Genomic DNA, 19,269 nt, shown 5'->3' with positions numbered 1-19,269 from the left:
TCTTGTGTAAATCATAAAGATTTCTACCGTCAAATATCACTTTAGACTTTAAGTTTTTCTCCATCAACTCATAATCAGGGTTGCGGAAAAGTTGCCATTCTGTTGCTATAACTAAAGCATCAGCATCTTGTAAAGCATCATAAGGGTTTTCAGCAAAGCTGATTTTATCACCTAACAAACGCTCTACATTATCCATCGCTTCTGGGTCATAAGCTACAACTTCAGCACCAGCTTTTAGTAACTCATCAATAATATACAAGGCTGGAGCTTCTCTGATATCATCAGTCTCTGGTTTAAAAGCTAAGCCCCATAAAGCAAATTTCTTTCCTTTTAAATCCCCTTTGTAATAGCTCTTCATTTTTTCAATGATTTTAATCTTCTGTACCTGATTTACGTCCATTACAGATTTTAAAATCTTGAAATCATAATTATATTCTTCTGCCGAAAGAGCTAAGGCTTGTACATCTTTAGGGAAGCAGCTACCTCCGTAACCTATTCCTGGAAATAAGAATCTCTTACCTATACGAGCATCAGAACCTACACCTTTTCTTACCATATCCACATCGGCACCAACTAATTCGCATAAGTTAGCAACCTCATTCATGAAAGTGATTTTGGTAGCCAAGAAAGAGTTTGCTGCATATTTAGTTAATTCCGATGAGCGCTCGTCCATAAAAATGATAGGATTACCAGACCTTACATATGGTGCGTAAAGCTCTTCCATTAATGCTTTAGCTTTTTCGCTTGATGTACCAACTACTACCCTATCTGGTTTCATAAAATCATCTACAGCCACCCCTTCTCTTAAAAACTCTGGGTTAGAAACAACATCAACCTCTACTAAAGTATTTTCTTTAAATACTGCTTTTACTTTATCTGCTGTACCAACTGGAACGGTAGATTTTGTTACGATAACTTTATAATTATCTATAATACCAGCTATATCTTTAGCCGCTCCAAGTACAAAGCTTAAATCGGCTCTGCCATCTCCTCCGGGAGGTGTTGGTAAAGCTAAAAATATAATAACAGCATCTTTAATGGCTTCTGCAAGGTTAGTTGTGAATTTTAAACGACCTTGTTCTATATTTCTGTTGAACAAAATATCTAAACCAGGTTCGTAAATTGGCATAATGCCTTCTTTCATTTTTTGAACCTTTTCTTCAACAATATCAACACATGTTACATTGTTTCCTGTCTCTGCAAGACAAGTTCCGGTTACTAAACCTACATACCCGGTACCTATTACGGCTATCTTCATATTATATAATGGTATTATCAATCTGTTATACTAATTAATTCTTTCGCTAACTTAGGCGCTATAACTCTTCGATCAAAAATTTTCGAACTGTTAAATGTCGCTTTTGATATCTCATTTTGCTTATTATTATCGCTTAATATATAATTCAACTTCGCTATAATTTCTTTGATATTTCTTGGAGTAACAGTTAACCCTGTTATATTGTCTATAACAAAATCTGTAGGCCCAGGAATTTTGGATGATATAGGTATACAACCGCAGACAGCTGCTTCTAAATAAATATATCCTAAGCCTTCGTGATAGGATGGTACACATAATAAATCAGAAGCTAAATAATAATCATTTACATTGGTTTGATATCCAACACATCTTATATTGGAATAATTTTCAATATTCACACTAAGATCTTGACCACTAGGCCCTACAAGTAATAAAAGATAATCATCACCTAAATCCATTTCTATCCAAGCCTCAATTAAGTCATATATACCTTTTCGCTTTACTGGCCTCCCCACATATAGTACAATTTTTTTATAGTTTGTTAACTTTAGTTTATTCTTGGCACTTATCCTCTTAACGATTAAATCATCATAACTATTAGCAACTAAATCTACCCCGCAAGCTGACCCTGGTAAAATGCATACAGAAATGACCTTTTTATTTATTTCAGATAGCGCTGCTTGCATTGATGGGCTAATAGTAAATGCTTTATCTGAAAGATTTAAGTTAATTTTTTCAATACAATTTAAAATATATTTTACAACACCTGAGTAACCTAGGGATGATACCCCATGATTAAAATAAACCCTTTTGCTTTTAGTGAAAACTCTAGCTAACAACATTGGAATTAAAGAGTCAACAGCAGTATGAAATATAATAAAATCATAGTAGTCACTTTTTAGTAGCCGATAATAAGTTCTATATGATGAATAAAGGCTCCATTCAAACTTTCTAAATCTTAGATTGAGAACTAAGAGCTTTATTATAAACCCACTTTTTTCATTCCACAATTTTTCTATATGTTGTGCACCTTTATCATTATAAAATGCAGAAGTGCTAATAACATCAACTTTATATCCTAATTTTTTTTGTTCTATGCAAATTGGCTTAACAAAATTTATCGCAAAATTTAAATCTGGTGTTATATGTAAAATATTCATTGGAAAAATTTAGCGATGATTAGACGTCTTAAGAACTTCATAAATGAAAATCCTAAAAAAAAGAAATATTTATAAAAGGGAATTTTAGAACTTGAATAAAGTTGTCTTAAAGCTCTAAGTTCTCTTAATTCATGTTTCCATAACTGACCGCTGTAGCCTCCTTTACTAAATTCCGGACGTAAAGAATATGCTAATATCAAATCCACCTTAACTGCCTTATAACCATCTGCTATAATTTGCAGCCAAAGAAGATAATCTTCTGTTACATCCTTTCCTCCGAATTTAAAATCTAAATCTTTTCTTAACATAACTGATCTAGTTGGAAATCGATTCGATATTAACATCTTATTGATATTAATTGAAGAAACAGAAAAATTTATCTCTTTAGGTATTGTTTGAAATTCTGAATAAACATCACTATTGTGACCGCAAAGATAAACGTCAGGGTGTAAACCTAAAACATTCGTTTGAATCTCAAGCTTTTGAGAATGCCATAAATCATCTGCGTCAAGAAATGCAAGCCAAGGATATTTAGCCCTTTTCCAACCTCTATTCCTAGCAATACCTGGTCCAGAATTTTCAGAAAGAGATAATATTATTAAAGGTATCTCTTCGTGTTTTTTAGCTAGATGGTTTAAAATTTCTAAGGTATTATCAGTACTCTTATCGTCAACTAAAATTACTTCTCTAGGTAACCTAGTTTGATTAAGTATCGAATTTATAGACCTTTCGATTGTACTTGAACAGTTGTAACATGGTATTATTACGCTAACATCACAATAGATTTTTTCTTTATTCTTTTCTAAAACATCCATTTTCATTTCAATAACATTCCATCACGTAAAAACAATGGATTAACATATAAATAATTAAGATTTATCATAAAGGAAACAAAAAGAATAGCAATCTTTTGATATAGAGTTATTTTTCGAAGACAAATAGAAAAATAAATAATCATAAAAGGCAATAATATATCTGCAAATCTCCCTGCTAATACTGGGAACCAATAAAAAGCAAATATGCTTAGTTGAGACATTAAAGCAGTTAAAAATAATCTCTTATAAAACACCCCTTCCAAACTATTCGAATAATCTAACCAGAATATTAATAATAATGAGGATAAAGTAGATAGCCTAAATAAGTTAATTTCTTCTTGCAACCCATTATTTAAAGCTATAAGATAAAGATCTAGTGGGGCATATCCTGTACTTTGAAAATCTCCAAAAGGAAACAACTTTAAAGCTCCAAACACAAATAATGACACAAATAAAATGTATCTATACTTGTAAAATATCGAGTTTAAAAAAATTAGAAAGGGGAGTAAAATCACGCCTTGGATATGTGAAAGACAGGAAAGAATATAATGTAAAAAGGTCTTAAAATACTTTTTTTGACTAGAAAAGTATATGACTAAAAACAAAAATGATGTGGAAAGACTTGTTCTAAGAGCTGTTAAATCTGTTAATTGGACACAAAATGCCACATAAGTTAACAACGCTGTTAACGAATATTTAGACATTTTACCGATAACCCAACACTTTATTGTAACAGTAAATAATGAAATGGATATAATAGCACCTTTGTCTCCAAACATCACACTAAATATGTGTGCTAAATAAAAATAAAGATAATCTCTTCCTGTGTTTTCTTCAGCAAGTTGATCCGATCGGAAAAAAAGTAAAAGATCTAAATAATTACGGTCATCAGGATAGGCTCCTACTGGCTTAAGAGCTATTAATAATAATAAAATTAGAGAGCATCCTGCATATATATATTTACTATTATCTCTGGTTGTCAACGCTAGAAAGGTAACAATAAAAAAATAGAGTGTATATAAATGTGGATATATATCTATCACAATTAATAATATCTTTTTATTTCAGTTAAAAATAAATTTTCCACAACTTCTTTACTATAATCTTCTCTTAATTTTGGAGATTTTGAAGGTTGTTCTATAGCATATAAAATTTTATTTGCTATATCCTCAATATTATATGGATTAAAGTAAATTGCATAATCTTCTGAAACTTCATTTAAAACAGGCAAATTAGAACATACTAGTTTAGCCCCTACAGACATTGCTTCTAAGCAAACTCTTCCGAAGCCTTCACATAAAGTTGGATATACGACTAAATCGCAATTAGCATATTCGTGGATAACCTCTTCCGATTCAATGTACCCCAGAAACTCTACAGCGTTAATCAATCTTTGTTCCACCCCTTTCAACTCTCTTTCCCAAGCTCCAAGATAGTTACCCGTAACTTTTAATTGAACATTAACACCCTTATCTTTAATGATTCCTAAAGCTAAAACTAATCGTTTAACATTCTTTCTAAAATCTGCGCCACCTGGATAAAAAATTGATACGCTATTTTTAGTTATATTAGATTTTGTTTTTATTGCAGAATGTACCGTAAATGAATTAGGAACTACATGAATTTTTTCAGGACTTAAATTATAACGCAAAGAAATAGCCTTCTTACTAGAGTTAGAAACTGTAAATACCGCAAGGCATCTTCTTAGGTTTCTTCTCAACATCAATTCATAATAATACCTAATGCTTTTAGGATATATTGTCTTTAAATCACCAATACAACTATCATGAATCATCATTACAGATGGTGTTCCTTTAGGAAGTAGCACATCATGATAAGGGGTAAAAATAAAATCAGGACTTTCAATCGTTTTAATAGCTTTTGGAAATAAAATATTGTCATAAAAGGGATGTCTTAAAGTTCTAGGCAAATACATTGGCCACCGAATTTCAACCAGTTCCACGTTTTTACATTCATGTAACCAAGATAAATCTATCTTTGGCCCTAATAACACAAAATGGATTTCTGTATTAGTTTTAATCCATTTGAGCATCAATGGTTTAAAATAAGCACTAATCCCTCCTGTAAATAATGCCAAATTTTTTATATCAACTACTATTTTCATTATTTAGGTTATAATCTTCTTTTACCTTTAGCAAAAGATATGAAGGAATTATTACTAACATTAATGCCATAGCATTAATTAGTAATTTAATAATTGAGCTTTTTAAATCCTGGGTCACTTGTTTCGTCCAAAATAGAATAATTAAACCTAATAAGGTAATAAATATAATTTTTAATATTTTTTTTAAAATTAGTTTATCTAGAATAAAAAGATTAATCTTTTTCTTAGTCAAAATAAAAGCTATTAATGCTCCAGTTGAATTACCTATTAACCAGTGACTTGATATTAATGAAATACTATTAAAAAACATTGATAAGGTAATTACTAAAATACCAGTAATTGCAATTGATATAGCTGCGAAAGCAACCGATTTTGAATACCCCTTTGTTATTAGTAACCTAGTTAATAGAGTATATATCGCAATGGGGATACAAGTGAAAATTGTTGCCTTTAGCATTTTAGATGTTGACATAATTGATTGTGCATCAAATTTCCCTCTTCCATATATTACATCTACAAGCTCATAAGCGTTGAAAAAAACAAAATTTGTTCCTAATAATAAAACAAATAATAAAATTAAGATTGTATCCTCCGTTAAACTTTTAATCGAGTCATTATCATTTTTTCCTTCAAACTCTAAAAATTTGGGCCACGCAAGATTCATCATTGGTTGTACTATAATACTTATACCTATATTAACCAATGCAGTACTATATAGAAATGAAGACACTAAACCTGACGAGAAAGAAAGCATAGAAAAACGTTCAATAACAACATATAGCTGTGCAAAGAAATAACTAATTAAAAGTGAGGTGAAAATTTTTTGGAACCCATTTATTCTAAAAATATAAAAAGGATTTGTAAGTTTTATATTGATTTTTTCTCTACGTAAACCAAATACAGATAAAACTATTATAACTATCTGATTAAACTGAACACTTATTAACATAGCGTAAATACCAATTTTGTTTGCTAAAAGAAATATGATAATTAACGTAAAAGCTGAAGATGCCAAGCGAGCTATAGATTGCAAATAAAGCTTGTTAAAGCTTATTAATAGCCCGTTTATAATTTCTGCAAAACCAAATAAAAAGAGATATGGTAAAAATATAAATATTGTATGTTCATTAATCTTTTCAGTAAAATTAACCCCTACAAACTCTCTTATATCTTCAAAAATAAATAAAACACTAGATATACCTGCTAAAAGAAATTGTAGTGTTAATGCAGATGATAAAACTTTAGAAGCTTGATTATAACCTATCTTATATTCTGTAAATATAACCTTTATTAGCGTATCTCTTATTGGATTTATATAAAAGATAAAAAAACCTGCTGCTGCAATTATAGAATAATATGCGTCTAGTTCTGGGCTTGTTCCAAAATAAAAGGAAGTCGCAATTTGGGTGAAAAAACTAAAAACATATGCAAGTAATGATAAAAAAAACAATAAACTAAAACTTTTAATACTACTACTTGCCATGAATCATAAAATTACAGTTTTTTAAATAAAAAAAGAGTGTGTTGCCATAATCGTAAATTCAGCTTAAGAAAAATTATTAAAATATATTTTAATATAGAGTTTAATCTTCTAGTTTTTAATTGCCCTAGGATAAGAATTATAGCCTCAATCCCCTCAACCAACATATCTAAACGCAAGAAAATCTCAACATAACTAAAAGGAGAAACTTTTCTATTAGTTGAACAATTAGTAACAATATCCTTTACTTTTAGTGCCCTATGAATATAAGTGTGTTCCTTTAAAATTAACTCTCTAGCATTTCCTCCAACTTCTTTTACTAAATCTTGACTCTTACTTAGATTATCAATTAATGTTATAAGATGATCGTCATTATCGTATATAAAATAATGCTTCCCCTCTTGAAACAACTCTTCTGCACCATTATTAACCGCTCTGTCGGTTAGTAATACAGCCCCTTCACCCATAGCCTCAAAATAGCGCATGTTAATATCATTATTAACACTTTTATTAAATACTAACTTAGAGCTTGCATAAATATCTCTCATCTCATCAGGCATAGCCTTTCCAAAAAAAATCTCAGAATAACGCTTTTTAATTAATTCAATCATACGATGCCTATCTGGATGCAAATGAGAGTTGTTTGATCCCACATATGATATCAAAAATTTTTTGTCTTTAGAATCGTTTCGAATAGCAGATTCATAGGCTAGTGGCAACCAAAATATATTAGATAAACCATCCTTCCTTAAGCTTTCTATGTATTGCTTTTGGGCTACCATTGTGATATCGAAAACCTTTCCTATAGCTAAATGCTTGTTGTAATCCATATGGGTATCAATACCATACCATACCGTTTTACAATTAGTATTTTCTATATTTTTCGGAAAGAGCCTCATAGACCCACCTTCGATAAACAGAATAAAATCCGGTTCTAAACCTTTTTCCTTTAAAAGTTTTGGAATATCAGGAGCACCTTTAACTAAACAATCTGCTAAAGGGTTTTTAATATCCGAAATGACAAATGTTTCATCTCCACAATTTTTAAAAGCTCTTATTAGATAGTTGGCTGTTGTATCCGGTGTGAGCGAAGCTAAAATTACAATCTTCATTCTTAGGGTAATTTATTTCCCCATTTTTTTTTGAAATATTCTTTATTCCTCAAGTGTAGTGCATCCGTACGTATGGTAGACCCTAGATAATGAATATCTACTGTTTGAGCGCTAACTCCATGATGATGATAATGCTTTATATCAACTTTAGGGTTTATAAAGCACTTTAAACCTCCATACCTTAGTTTGTAAGATAAATCTATTTCTTCATACCCTGCTGGGGTATAAGCGACATCAAATCCTCCATACTCATGAAAAGTTGATGCTCTAAGTAAAAAGCAAAATCCAGAAACTACATCAACTTCTATAAATTCTGAATTAATCTCTGCAAAACTTTTGTGTTGACAATCTCTCCAAAATGAACCAGCAGGCCCAATTTCACCAATTTCATTAGAAGATAAAAGTTGCTTTGTTAATGTTTCTAATGCATTTCGGCCAATTGAAACATCATCGTTTAAATAGCATAACACCTCTCCTTCAGCCAGTTGCGCCCCTATATTCCAAGCTCTTGCTACCCCAACATTAACACTATTTAAACAATAACGGTCAATTCTTTTATCAGTCCTAATGTAATCTTGTAATTCCTTATCAAGGCCATTACAAACTACAATAATTTCATGATCTATCAAGACATTTTTCTTAATATCACTTAATGTTTCTTCAATAGTTTGCTTTGGCATAAAAAACCTTTTAACATTCTTTGGCCTCGAAAGATGTAATACTGGTATAATTATGCTCAATTTTCCTTTTATCATATTTTTAAATTTTCTATTTCTTCCCAAAAATCTGCTTCAACATTTAAATAGTTATTTGCATCAGATAAGTTCATTGGAAAAGAAAGAGCTCCAACATTTTCATTTCCTATTATTTCACAACCGCATAATGCTGCTTCCACTACAACCCTTCCCTGAGGTTCTGGCCATCTGGGAAAAAAAACAAACCTTTTTGCTCTATTCATGAATTTCGGAATTTCGGTATAGTCAACATGACCATGATATGTTCCAAAGTCTAAATCAATACCAGGAGCTATTTTTCCAATAAAATGTATGTTCTTTTCTTTATATTTTTCTCTTATCTCGTTTAAACCCTTTGCCTCACCTATTATTCCTACAAATAAATATTCTATATCCCTATCTAAATGCATATTATAAAACTTATCTTTATCTATAATTGGCTTTAAAACAAAGCACTTATTAACGGGAAGCCCCAGAAGTGATTCAGAAACCTTTTGATGAAGTGGCGACAAATAAATATTTAAAATTGATTTTTGATATAAATCTCTCACAATTTGTCTAGTTGTGAAACATTTATTCGTATTATCCTTCATCAAGATCCTCCTTGGAAAAGATAACATTTTCTTATACTCACAAATCTCACTATTAGATCCATTGCATGGAAGATAAGGTAAATTACATAAATCAACATAAGCATTAGTCATATGAATAAATGGAGTGCTTTTAATTTGAGATTTAATAAAGGAAATATCAAAAGCCCTCCATGCTCCTAATGATTTATAACTATGTGCATTATTAAAAATATCACAAAAAAAAACTAAATCTGGTTTCTCATGAACATAAATTTTACTAGGCCTTACTGAAGAAATACGTATATCATGACCTCGCTTTTTTCCTTCAACTAATAACGCCCTGCTTATCATCTCTCCTCCTCCAAAATATATAGTAGGATCTAAGAACGAAATAAAGTTTATTTTCATATTTAACTAAATAAATTCTTGAATACTCTTTCACATACAAAATATATCAAGCACATTAATCCACATATAAAACCTCCTAAAATAATTCCTTTAGCTTTTCCTAACTTGTCTATCTTCAAAGGTAAAACAGGTTCATCAATCACTTGAATCAAAGGCTTTTCTTTCCTTAATGTTATTTTAGATAATTCTAAATTCTTAACCAATTCTTGATAAACTGCCCCAGCCGCTTGTACATCCACTTGTCTTTTTTGTGAACCCACTCTTAATTTCTGGAAAGCAGGATTTGAATTTGGGTTAGCATCTATTTCAGAAGCAACACCACCAATACTTTTATTCAGTACTCTCCTTACACTATCTGTTTGGTATTGTAAAATAGCAACATTTTCCATAGACTTTTTAGTCTTCGTTTCTACATAAAACTGGTTTACCTTGGCTACAATATTATCAGCAAAAGATTTAGCAAATAGCTCATCTTTAGATTTTACATCAACTTTAATGATAGAAAGTTTTTTATCAGGCTTGCTTACGCTTAAAACACTCTTATTGATGGTTTCCACAATTTTACCCATCACAGAATCTCTTAGTCGATTATAACCTTTTACATCAGTAGAAAATTTCAGATTCACTAATTCGGGCTTTTCCTGCCAATCCTCTCTTAACTTATTAAATTCAATATACCTATCAATTAATAATTGTTGTTTTCTCTCAAAAGTATCTTGGCTTAATAAAGTCTCTTGTATCATTTTCCGAGACTTATACAATTCAATAATATTGTCTCCTTTAAAAATACCACCACCACCACCACTTAAGTCTATACCAACCATAGAAGCTATACCTGCATAAGCACCCAAGCCGCCACCGCTTTCTCCTTCTTCTAATACAAAAGTTGTGGTAGCCGTATATACAGGCTTTTTAATAAAAGCATAAGCTAAACCTAAAGCTCCGCCTAAAATACCTGCTATTAAAATGGTTTTCCATTTTGATAATAAGTATAAGTACCATTCTTTTAATTTAAGAATAAGTTCTTTGAGGGAGATTTCGTCTTCTGCTGTATTGATTTTTTCTTCTGCCATAAGGCCGGGCGTATTTTTATGATTTTAATGCTGGTGTTTTTCTTGTTAAATGAATCTATTTTTTTGATAGCTGTTTTGTGATGGGCAAAGGTAATTATATTTTAAGTTGAAAGAAATAGTTTGGTTAATTATTAGCAAACTTATTGTTTATAGCTGCAAAATACTCGGCTAAAACCCAATCTGCTTCGGTATCTATATCAATGCTTCGCTCTGTAGGCATGAGTATTTTTTTTATCTGCATAAAAGCGCTTATCTCTTTTTCTTCTAATGCTTTTACCCTCATCAAGTACATAGCGCCATTATAAGCATATACTTTAGGACAATCTTGTCGGCGTTTAAAATGACCTTCTTTACTTTTGGTTAAGAAGCCTTCGGTATTTTCCTCAAACAAGGTAAAATATGGGTTTTCTTTAGCTTCTTTTACGCTAACGACCATATCGCAATGCTCATCAAACTGTGCTATTAATTTATTAAAATCTGCTATCTGCCTAAAAGGCGAGGTGGGTTGTAGCAATAAAACAGCATCAAAAATTTTGTTTTGCGTTTTATAATAAGCCAAAGCATGCATAATGACCTCATAGCTACTTGCGGTATCTGTAGCTAAGTGTTCAGGTCTTTTAAACGGTGGTTGAATTCCTAATTTTTCTGCTATAGGTATCACCTCATCATCATTGGTAGAAATACATATTTCATCATGGGTATTGGCTGTTGCTAAAGCAAATTCAATTGTATATTGTACCAAAGGCTTGCCTTGTAATAGTTTGGTATTTTTACCGAGTAAGCCTTTAGAGCCTGCTCTGGCTGGTATCAAATATAAAATCCTCATATTAGTTTAAATTTAAATATTTGATATCTTCTTGTGCTTTCTTAAAATCTTCGTGTTTACCAATATCTAACCAATAACCTAAAATCGGGAAACTGATTACTTTTTTATTTAACATCAATAAACGCTCTATTAAATCGGTAATGTTATAAAATTCGCCATCAGGAATTAAATTGATCAACTCCTTTTTTATTAAATAGATGCCTGCATTGGAATAGTAGGTATATCGAGGTTTTTCTTTAAGCGAGTTTACCTCAGCTTCTGCATTTACTTCTATAACGCCGTAAGGTACATCTACGTGGTAAGAGGTTGAAGCTATAGCCATATCTGCCCCTTGCTTTAAAAAGGCTTGATAAAACTCGGTAAAATTGATATTGGTCAACAAATCGGAGTTCATGATCAACAGCGTATCACTTTGATAATCTTGGGTTAATTTTACCGATGCAATGGTGCCTAAAAACTCTTTCTCTACTAAGTATTTAATATCAAGTCCTCTTTCTTTTCCATCTTTAAAATAGGCTTGTATTTGCTCGCCTAGGTAATTGATACTGATGTGGATATGTGTAACGCCGCTTTTGGCTAAACGGTCTATGTTATATTCTATAATAGGCTTATCGCCGATGCGCAATAAAGGTTTTGGAGTTGTTTTGGTTAGGGGTAATAAACGCTGTCCTTTGCCACCCGCCATGATAATAGCATGTACAGGTAGTTTGGGTTGATATTTATTAACCTCGATAATTTCTATAATTTGATGCTGTTGATTTACTATCGGAACAAAAGTGATGTTGATGTTGCGAAGTTCTTCTATATCTTTTACATCAAAATTCTGATAAAGATATTTACAGTTCTGACGCATGACCGCTGTAATCAATGTAGCTAAGGTTTCACCTCTGAGCAATGCTCTCCGAATATCTCCTTCTGTTACAGAGCCTAATAACTTACGTTCCTGACTCACTACAAATAAAACATTGGCTATAAGCCCCTGTTTATCAATAATTAACAAGGCATCCCTAATGGTGATGGTATCATTTACGGTATGTTTTTCTAGGTTATACATAGTGGAGGTTGTAAAAAGGTTTTGGCAAAAGATGCGCTAAAGAAGTTTCTGCTATAATTTTCACGATTTTCTCTGCTGTATGTCCATCCCCGTAAGGGTTTATGTTGTTGAAATTTTCTTTTGATAGTTTGATGTTGTTTATTGCAACGACTATTTCTGATGAGGAAGCATTTACATTAATTACACTGCTGGCTTGTACTCTACCTTTTTGCCTATCCCCAATATTGATACTGGGTTTATGAAAGGATGGTGCCTCTATGATACCGCTTGAGCTATTACCTATAACTGCGGTACAATATTTCATAGTTGATAAATACCTTAACTGCCCCATAGAAGTAAAAGCAATGGCTTTTTGTGGATTTTTAAATACGTAATCATCAATCATTTGGTTGATGGTACGACCATGGGTATCTGCATTAGCTTTTGTAAATATAAACAAACTATCTGCTTGTGTATCCAATGCCTTTAAAAGTTCTTGAAATTGTGCCTCTACCCCTATTTTAGCATGAGTTTCTGGATGGAAGGTGATGAGGTAATTGTACTTTAAAAATTTTACTTGAAGTTGCTCTTGTAGCGCTGTCAAGCTTAGTAAATTTAAGTTTTTGATATTATCTAAACCTATAGCTCCTACATGATGTACATGTTGAGGATTTTCTCCTAACTGTATCACCCTTTGCCTGTAAGCTTCTGTTGACGTAAAATGTAGGCTGCTCATTTTGGTGATGGCGTGTCTGATAGCATCATCATAAGCACCTTCTGTAAGCTCGCCGCCATGTAAATGTGCTATTGGAATTTTAAAGATTAATGCTGCTGATGCCACAGCCAACATCTCGTACCTATCTCCTAAAATTACCAATACATCTGGTTTTAAACGCTCCAATACATCGGCAAAACCTATTAGCGCTAAACCCATAGATTTGGTAATGCCTACTGCACTATCAGAAGACAATAGCATTTCTACTTTTTCTATCTGTTGGTAACCGTCCTGGATAATTTGTTGGTAGGTTAAACCAAATTCTGGAGAAAGATGTGCGCCTGTTACACATAGCTGTAATTGAAAGCGTTCATCCTGAGCAAAGCTATCTATGAGTGGTTTTAACAAGCCATATTCGGCCCGGGTACCTGTTACTACGCAAACTTTCATACTATTAAATCATCTTCGTTAAAATCCTGAGTAGCCATTGTCCCCATGATGCTATCCCAAAGCATAGGAGACAAGCCAGTACCAGGCCTCTTGGTGGTTATATTATCTTCTGTAAACGGAGTTCCTGCTTTTATGTGCTTTTTAGCCGTAATGCTTTTTCTGGCAATAGCTATATTTTTTAATTCTGATGCTGTTGGTTCTTTGATACCGTTTCCAGACAAAGCAAGCTCTATATTTCTAATGGCTTTTACCATAGCACCTAATTCTTCGGGGTTTAAGGATGCTTTATGGTCTGGGCCTTCCATATTTTTATCCAAGGTGAAATGTTTTTCTATAACACAAGCACCAAGTGCTACAGCTGCTATGGGGATTTCTATTCCTATGGTATGATCTGAGTAGCCTACCTGAACATCAAATTCTTGTGCTATGGTTTGCATAGCTTTAAGGTTAACTTCTTGCATAGGTGTAGGATACTCGGTAGTGCAATGTAATACGGTGATGTTTTTTAAAGAAATTCCTTCCTTTAAAAATACTGCTATCGCAGCTTTAATTTCTGCTAAAGTTGCCATCCCGGTTGATAGGATGACTTTTTTAAATAGATGGGCAGCTTTTCTTAAGTAGGGTAAATTGGTAAGCTCGCCAGAAGGAATTTTAACCAAATCTAAACCAATATCTGCTAGATACTGTAGCGACTCTAGATCAAAAGCGGTGGAGAAAAAATGAATACCTTTTTGCTTACAATATTGAATTAGGGTTTGATGATCCTGCTCAGACAGCTCTAGTTTTTTGAGCATTTCTAACTGCGTTTCATGCTCATTTTGAGTGTTTACTATTTGATAATCAGCTTTTTTAGCTTGTTTCGCTACTAAAGCCTCGGCTTTAAAAGTTTGAAATTTCACATAATCTACTCCGGCTGCTACTGCAACATCTACCAAGCTTTTGGCTAAAGTAATATTTCCATTGTGGTTTACACCAGCCTCTGCAATAATGATGGTTTTAGCCATGCGTGATTCGTTTTGATGGGTTTCCTACAAAAATACCCGGTTCATCAATGTTTTGCAATAGCACTGCACCAGCCCCAATAATGGTAGAGGAAGCTATGTGTATCCCATTGCGGATGATGGCTCCGCTACCTATAAACACTTCATCTGCTATAGTTACATCTCCATTGATAACAGCTTGGGTAGAGATATGACAATGATGACCAATGTGAACATCATGCTCTACATTACAAGCCGTATTTAAGATACAATTTTCACCTATTTGTACACCTGCATTTACTTTTACATGATGCATGAGGATGGTGCCTTGGGCGATGCTGGCATGCTTAGAAACAATAGCGTAAGGCGAAATGATGGTAGCTATGGGAGCATTTAAACTTTTTAATTTCTGATAAAGGCTTTTTCTTGCTACAACACTTTTAATTTGCCCTAGGGTGATCAAGAAATGATAACCCTGCTTGGTTAAATTTGGCAAATCATTATCTGTACCGATGATAGGATAGCCCAAAAGGGTTTCGCCAACTTTATGTTGAAGATCTAAAATACCTTTAATTTGATATTGATCTTGGGCTTCTATGACCTCTATACAAGATTTGCAATGACCGCCAGCGCCTATGAGTATAAGATTATTTTTATTCATGGTTTACCTCCCAATAACCACCCTTTGCAGAACCTTTCCTGTTCAGTTGGCGAGCCTCTTTTAACTTATTTAAATCTCTAGTAACTGTTGACCTATTAACTCCTAATTTCTCCGCAAGTTGATTTATACTTATAAATTTATTTTTCTTAATTTCTAAAATTAAACTTTTTAAGCGTTCATTTTCATGCTCATTTTCATACTCATTTTCATGCTCATTTTCATGCTCATTTATAAAAGACTTAGCAAAAATAGTAACAGAGAACTGATACTCATTTTGTTCAAACAAAACCTCTGGCAGTCCCATCTTGCTGCAAATTTCTGAAATTTTCAAGGTCCCATTCCCCCAACTTTCTATAAAGCCTGCTTTATAAAAGACATCTGCCAATAAAATATGTCTGGGATAAGACAAGTGCGGCTTTTTCAAATCAGAAATACTCATTCCCTCGGGAAGTCTACCGTCATTTACAATCTGGATATAATGATTATAAATTCTAACTTGTGTTGCCGCCGTTGAATGATAATTTCTATGAATTAAAGCATTTATCAGGGCTTCTCTCAAAGCTTCAAGGGGATAAGCAGGAATTTCTCTACGGTGAATTCCATCATAAGAAATTTGATGGATAAGATATTTCTTTTGAAGTACCTCAAAAACATCTTCTAATTGTTGAAATAAGTTACCAGTGATAATATCGCTTGAAATCATTTCCGTTGGAGAAACAAAACGTCCTATTTTGATATGAGCTTGAGGAAAATACTTTTGCAATTGTCCACTAAACAATAATATTGCTGCTCTTGATAAGTTTTTCTTATTTAATAGATTTAGTTTTTGTAGCAATATTTCTAAGTTTTCCTCCAAATAAATTGATGGTAACCTATCTGATGCATACGATTTAAACTTATCTATTGTGGTTAAGTTTAAATCATCCATTGAAACATGATCTTCATCAAGCATATCCCATGTATAGCCCGTATGCTTTAACAAAAAATCACTCAATTGGCGTCCTTGCAATTCTAATACTACACTCCCACTTCTTTTGTAGTACTTCCCATTGAAAGAAATAGGAACTGTAGATTTTTTGATCTCAATAATCAGAATTTCCAGACCATCTTTATTATCAAAACTAATATCTGTTATAATTCCTAATCTACTATTGATTTTATTAGGTAAATTTTCTAAAAGATCTTTAGCATTACTAATTCCTACAGACTTACCATCATCATTTTTACCTACGTACAAAATTCCCCCAGAAGTATTTGCAAAAGCACAAATTACTTTCAGATAATCATCCTTCCAATCAGATTTATATTCTATATAGTTAGTTTCAAGCATTTATATTCTTACACTACTAGGGATATTTACTAAACGGTCTGCAATATACTCACTATTGCTAAGGTGGGCTTTTTGAGCTGTACTAAACATAGGTAAACGGTGCATCAGTTCCCAAACAGGTCTCGACATTACCCCATTATCATTCGCATATTTTAAAAAAGCCTCTCTTTCTTCTATATCTTTCCATAAGATGGCATTTAACCAGTAATTTGATTGGGCCTCTGGTAGTTCTTGTACAAAAGGTATAGCTAAATCTTGGAAAAAGTTTTTGTATGATGATGCTAATACTCTTTTATTTTCAACAAAAGTATTCAATTGCTCTAATTGGGCACAAGCTAATGCTGCATTTAAATTAGGCATACGATAATTGTAGCCAATCTCATCATGTAAAAAAGCCCAAGGATGTGCCTGTTTAGCTTGCGTACTGAGGTGTTTAGCCCTTTTCGCTAAAGTAGCATCATTGGTAATTAATGCGCCACCACCTCCGCAGGTTACTGTTTTATTACCATTAAAACTAAAGGTACCTATTTTACCAAAAGTTCCGGTGTGTCGATTTTTATAATAACTACCAAGAGATTCGGCAGCATCCTCTATTAGACTGATATTCCACTGGTTACATATTTCTGCTATTTCATCTATGCGGCAAGGTAAACCAAAAGTGTGCATAGGTACACAAGCCTTTATACGTTTTTGGCTTTGCTTGTTGTAGGTGAAACCATCAGCTCTTTTTTCTCCGTATTGATGAAGAAAGAGTTTTAGTGAACTTGGCGACATGCCTAAGGTATCTAAATCAACATCTATAAATACAGGCTTAGCTTTAATATAGCTTATAGCATTACAAGTGGCAATAAAAGTTAAACTTTGGGATAATACTTCATCATCTTCTTGCACATCAGCCAATAACAAGGCTAAATGCAAAGCATTGGTTCCATTTACGATGGCTATAGCATGCTTGGCTCCTGTAATCTCACACATCATCTCCTCAAACTTATTTACATAGGCCCCAACAGAAGATACAAAGGTAGAGGATATGGCATCCAAAACATAAGCTTTTTCATTCCCGATAAATTTAGGCTCGTGAAGGGGAATAAAATCCTGATTAGGAAATTGTTGTTTGATAAAGTTTACAACTGTTTGAAAGGTATTTGGCATCAACTATTACATTTTAGCATCTAAATATTTACCTGTTTCTTTATGTCCAAAGTCTGGAATCATCTCATGAAAGAGTTTTACCAGATCTTCCTTAGACCAATAAGCTTGCGCTCTGAGCTTAGCTATTTCTTGAGAGAAATAGTTGAGTTGAGCATCATCAAAAGCCAAATGGTTCTTGATAATTCCGAAATTATGGAATCTTTCCATATCTAGTATTTCTTTCTCTGTATAAAACTCTTCAAAGTCTTTTTCTCCTGTAGTATCACTGCCAGAGAATAAACAAGGCCATTTCTTTTTTTCTATTAAAGCATCTATACGCATTCTTGCTTCTTCTTCTGTTTCACAAATATGAGGCTGGTAACCTAAATTTTTCAGGTATCTCATAGCAATATCAGAAAAAGTAATTAAGTGTAAATGCTCGCTTAATTTAGGAAAAAATATATCTCTATTTTGGCCCATCAAACAAGACATGAGACATAATTCTCCAGACTCTTTTGGGATAACGAAATAGCGTTTGATATCATTTGGAGCTGCTATAGGTTGTTTTTTTTGAATACGCTGGTTAAAACCATGAAGCAAAGAACCATCTGAAAAAGCTACATTAGCAAAGCGAGCTGTAGATATATTAATTTCGGAACTTCTTCGCATCAGAAACATCTCCATAATTCTTTTGGATGCTCCCATCATGTTTACAGGATTAGCTGCTTTATCTGTAGACACACAAAAATACTTTTTGACGCCTTTTTTAATACACTGCTGCACCGTTTTTTCGGTATTGAAAATATTTACCTGTATCATGCGCATTAAGGTGTATGGATCTTTCTCGCTCCTCACATGCTTTAATGCTGATAAATTCAGGACATAATCATAGTCACCATCGGCTTCAAAAAAAGCATCATATTCTAAAGAACCAATATCAAGTGCAAAAGTCTGAAAATCGCCAGAGATATAACCATAAGAACTTCTGATATCTCTTACCAATTCTACCATGTTGTTTTCACTGATATCAACCACATGCAGTTTTAGCGGGTTTCTTTTAAATATTTCTTTGGTAACGGCTTGTCCAATAGAACCCGCACCGCCAATCACCAAAAATTTGGATTGGCTAACCAATTGCATTAATTCTTGCTGATACTGGCTTATATCCTGATGAAATAATTCTTCTTTACGACCAATTAATCCTAAAATGTCCATAATTTACGAGGTGCTTATGCTGATAAAATCCTCTAACAACTTTAATAATTAAAATAACGTTTAAAGCTACTCTTTTTATTTTTTACTTTGGTGGTTTATTAGGTGGTTGGGTGGTTAGTTGGTTAGTTGGTTAGTCCCAATAGCTATAGGGAGTTAGGTGGTTAGGTATTCTAAAAAAATTAAATCTAGCG

Annotated in this window: 18 protein-coding genes; all 18 read right to left on the bottom strand. The window is 32.8% G+C overall.

The window, feature by feature from the left end; genetic code table 11:
* Positions 1–1,258: UDP-glucose dehydrogenase family protein (locus H510_RS0117665; protein WP_026905529.1), on the bottom strand; the 1,258-nt coding region annotated here is incomplete at its 3' end.
* A 17-nt stretch (positions 1,259–1,275) separates the two neighbouring features.
* Positions 1,276–2,418, bottom strand: coding sequence for a glycosyltransferase (locus H510_RS0117660; RefSeq protein ID WP_026905528.1), 1,143 nt, complete (start codon positions 2,416–2,418; stop codon positions 1,276–1,278).
* Positions 2,415–3,233 carry a glycosyltransferase family 2 protein gene (locus H510_RS0117655; protein ID WP_162143093.1) on the bottom strand — a complete coding sequence of 273 codons (819 nt, stop codon included), beginning with the start codon at positions 3,231–3,233 and terminating at the stop codon, positions 2,415–2,417. Before H510_RS0117655 ends, H510_RS0117660 begins: the two co-directional genes overlap by 4 nt.
* Before the next feature lie 2 nt (positions 3,234–3,235).
* The gene (locus H510_RS0117650) at positions 3,236–4,216 is read right to left on the bottom strand and encodes an EpsG family protein (protein WP_211226605.1); all 981 of its coding nucleotides are present in this window, start codon (positions 4,214–4,216) and stop codon (positions 3,236–3,238) included.
* A 62-nt stretch (positions 4,217–4,278) separates the two neighbouring features.
* Positions 4,279–5,358: a glycosyltransferase family 4 protein gene (locus tag H510_RS0117645; protein WP_026905525.1), complete on the bottom strand. Its 1,080-nt coding sequence runs from the start codon at positions 5,356–5,358 to the stop codon at positions 4,279–4,281.
* On the bottom strand, positions 5,342–6,841 hold the full coding sequence (locus H510_RS0117640) for a lipid II flippase MurJ (RefSeq protein WP_026905524.1): 1,500 nt from the start codon (positions 6,839–6,841) through the stop codon (positions 5,342–5,344). Before H510_RS0117640 ends, H510_RS0117645 begins: the two co-directional genes overlap by 17 nt.
* 11 nt (positions 6,842–6,852) lie before the next feature.
* The gene (locus H510_RS0117635; RefSeq protein ID WP_026905523.1) at positions 6,853–7,950 is read right to left on the bottom strand and encodes a glycosyltransferase family protein; all 1,098 of its coding nucleotides are present in this window, start codon (positions 7,948–7,950) and stop codon (positions 6,853–6,855) included.
* Positions 7,951–7,952: 2 nt separating this feature from the next.
* Positions 7,953–8,630, bottom strand: coding sequence for a glycosyltransferase family 2 protein (locus H510_RS0117630; protein WP_162143092.1), 678 nt, complete (start codon positions 8,628–8,630; stop codon positions 7,953–7,955).
* 71 nt (positions 8,631–8,701) lie between these two features.
* Complete coding sequence (locus tag H510_RS0117625; RefSeq protein ID WP_026905521.1) at positions 8,702–9,664, bottom strand: glycosyltransferase family protein; 963 nt, start codon at positions 9,662–9,664, stop codon at positions 8,702–8,704.
* Between the two features lie 2 nt (positions 9,665–9,666).
* Positions 9,667–10,737, bottom strand: coding sequence for a Wzz/FepE/Etk N-terminal domain-containing protein (locus H510_RS0117620; protein WP_026905520.1), 1,071 nt, complete (start codon positions 10,735–10,737; stop codon positions 9,667–9,669).
* 124 nt (positions 10,738–10,861) lie between these two features.
* On the bottom strand, positions 10,862–11,563 hold the full coding sequence (locus H510_RS0117615) for an acylneuraminate cytidylyltransferase family protein (RefSeq protein ID WP_026905519.1): 702 nt from the start codon (positions 11,561–11,563) through the stop codon (positions 10,862–10,864).
* A gap of 1 nt (position 11,564) precedes the next feature.
* On the bottom strand, positions 11,565–12,617 hold the full coding sequence (locus H510_RS0117610; protein WP_026905518.1) for a nucleotidyltransferase family protein: 1,053 nt from the start codon (positions 12,615–12,617) through the stop codon (positions 11,565–11,567).
* Positions 12,610–13,761: a UDP-N-acetylglucosamine 2-epimerase gene (neuC, locus tag H510_RS0117605; protein WP_026905517.1), complete on the bottom strand. Its 1,152-nt coding sequence runs from the start codon at positions 13,759–13,761 to the stop codon at positions 12,610–12,612. The genes H510_RS0117610 and neuC overlap by 8 nt, the downstream gene beginning before the upstream one ends.
* Complete coding sequence (neuB, locus tag H510_RS0117600; RefSeq protein WP_026905516.1) at positions 13,758–14,765, bottom strand: N-acetylneuraminate synthase; 1,008 nt, start codon at positions 14,763–14,765, stop codon at positions 13,758–13,760. Before neuB ends, neuC begins: the two co-directional genes overlap by 4 nt.
* A complete protein-coding gene (locus tag H510_RS0117595) occupies positions 14,758–15,402 on the bottom strand; it encodes an acetyltransferase (RefSeq protein ID WP_026905515.1) in 645 nt (214 codons plus the stop codon). Before H510_RS0117595 ends, neuB begins: the two co-directional genes overlap by 8 nt.
* The gene (locus H510_RS0117590) at positions 15,395–16,732 is read right to left on the bottom strand and encodes an ATP-binding protein (RefSeq protein WP_026905514.1); all 1,338 of its coding nucleotides are present in this window, start codon (positions 16,730–16,732) and stop codon (positions 15,395–15,397) included. The genes H510_RS0117595 and H510_RS0117590 overlap by 8 nt, the downstream gene beginning before the upstream one ends.
* Positions 16,733–17,884 carry a LegC family aminotransferase gene (locus H510_RS0117585; RefSeq protein ID WP_036693409.1) on the bottom strand — a complete coding sequence of 384 codons (1,152 nt, stop codon included), beginning with the start codon at positions 17,882–17,884 and terminating at the stop codon, positions 16,733–16,735.
* A 6-nt stretch (positions 17,885–17,890) separates the two neighbouring features.
* Positions 17,891–19,078: a UDP-N-acetylglucosamine 4,6-dehydratase gene (locus H510_RS0117580; protein WP_026905512.1), complete on the bottom strand. Its 1,188-nt coding sequence runs from the start codon at positions 19,076–19,078 to the stop codon at positions 17,891–17,893.
* Positions 19,079–19,269: the final 191 nt, after the last annotated feature.

Source organism: Pedobacter glucosidilyticus DSM 23534 (genome assembly GCF_000425145.1).
Lineage (GTDB): Bacteria > Bacteroidota > Bacteroidia > Sphingobacteriales > Sphingobacteriaceae > Pseudopedobacter > Pseudopedobacter glucosidilyticus.
This window is presented reverse-complemented; position numbering and strand designations above follow the sequence as displayed.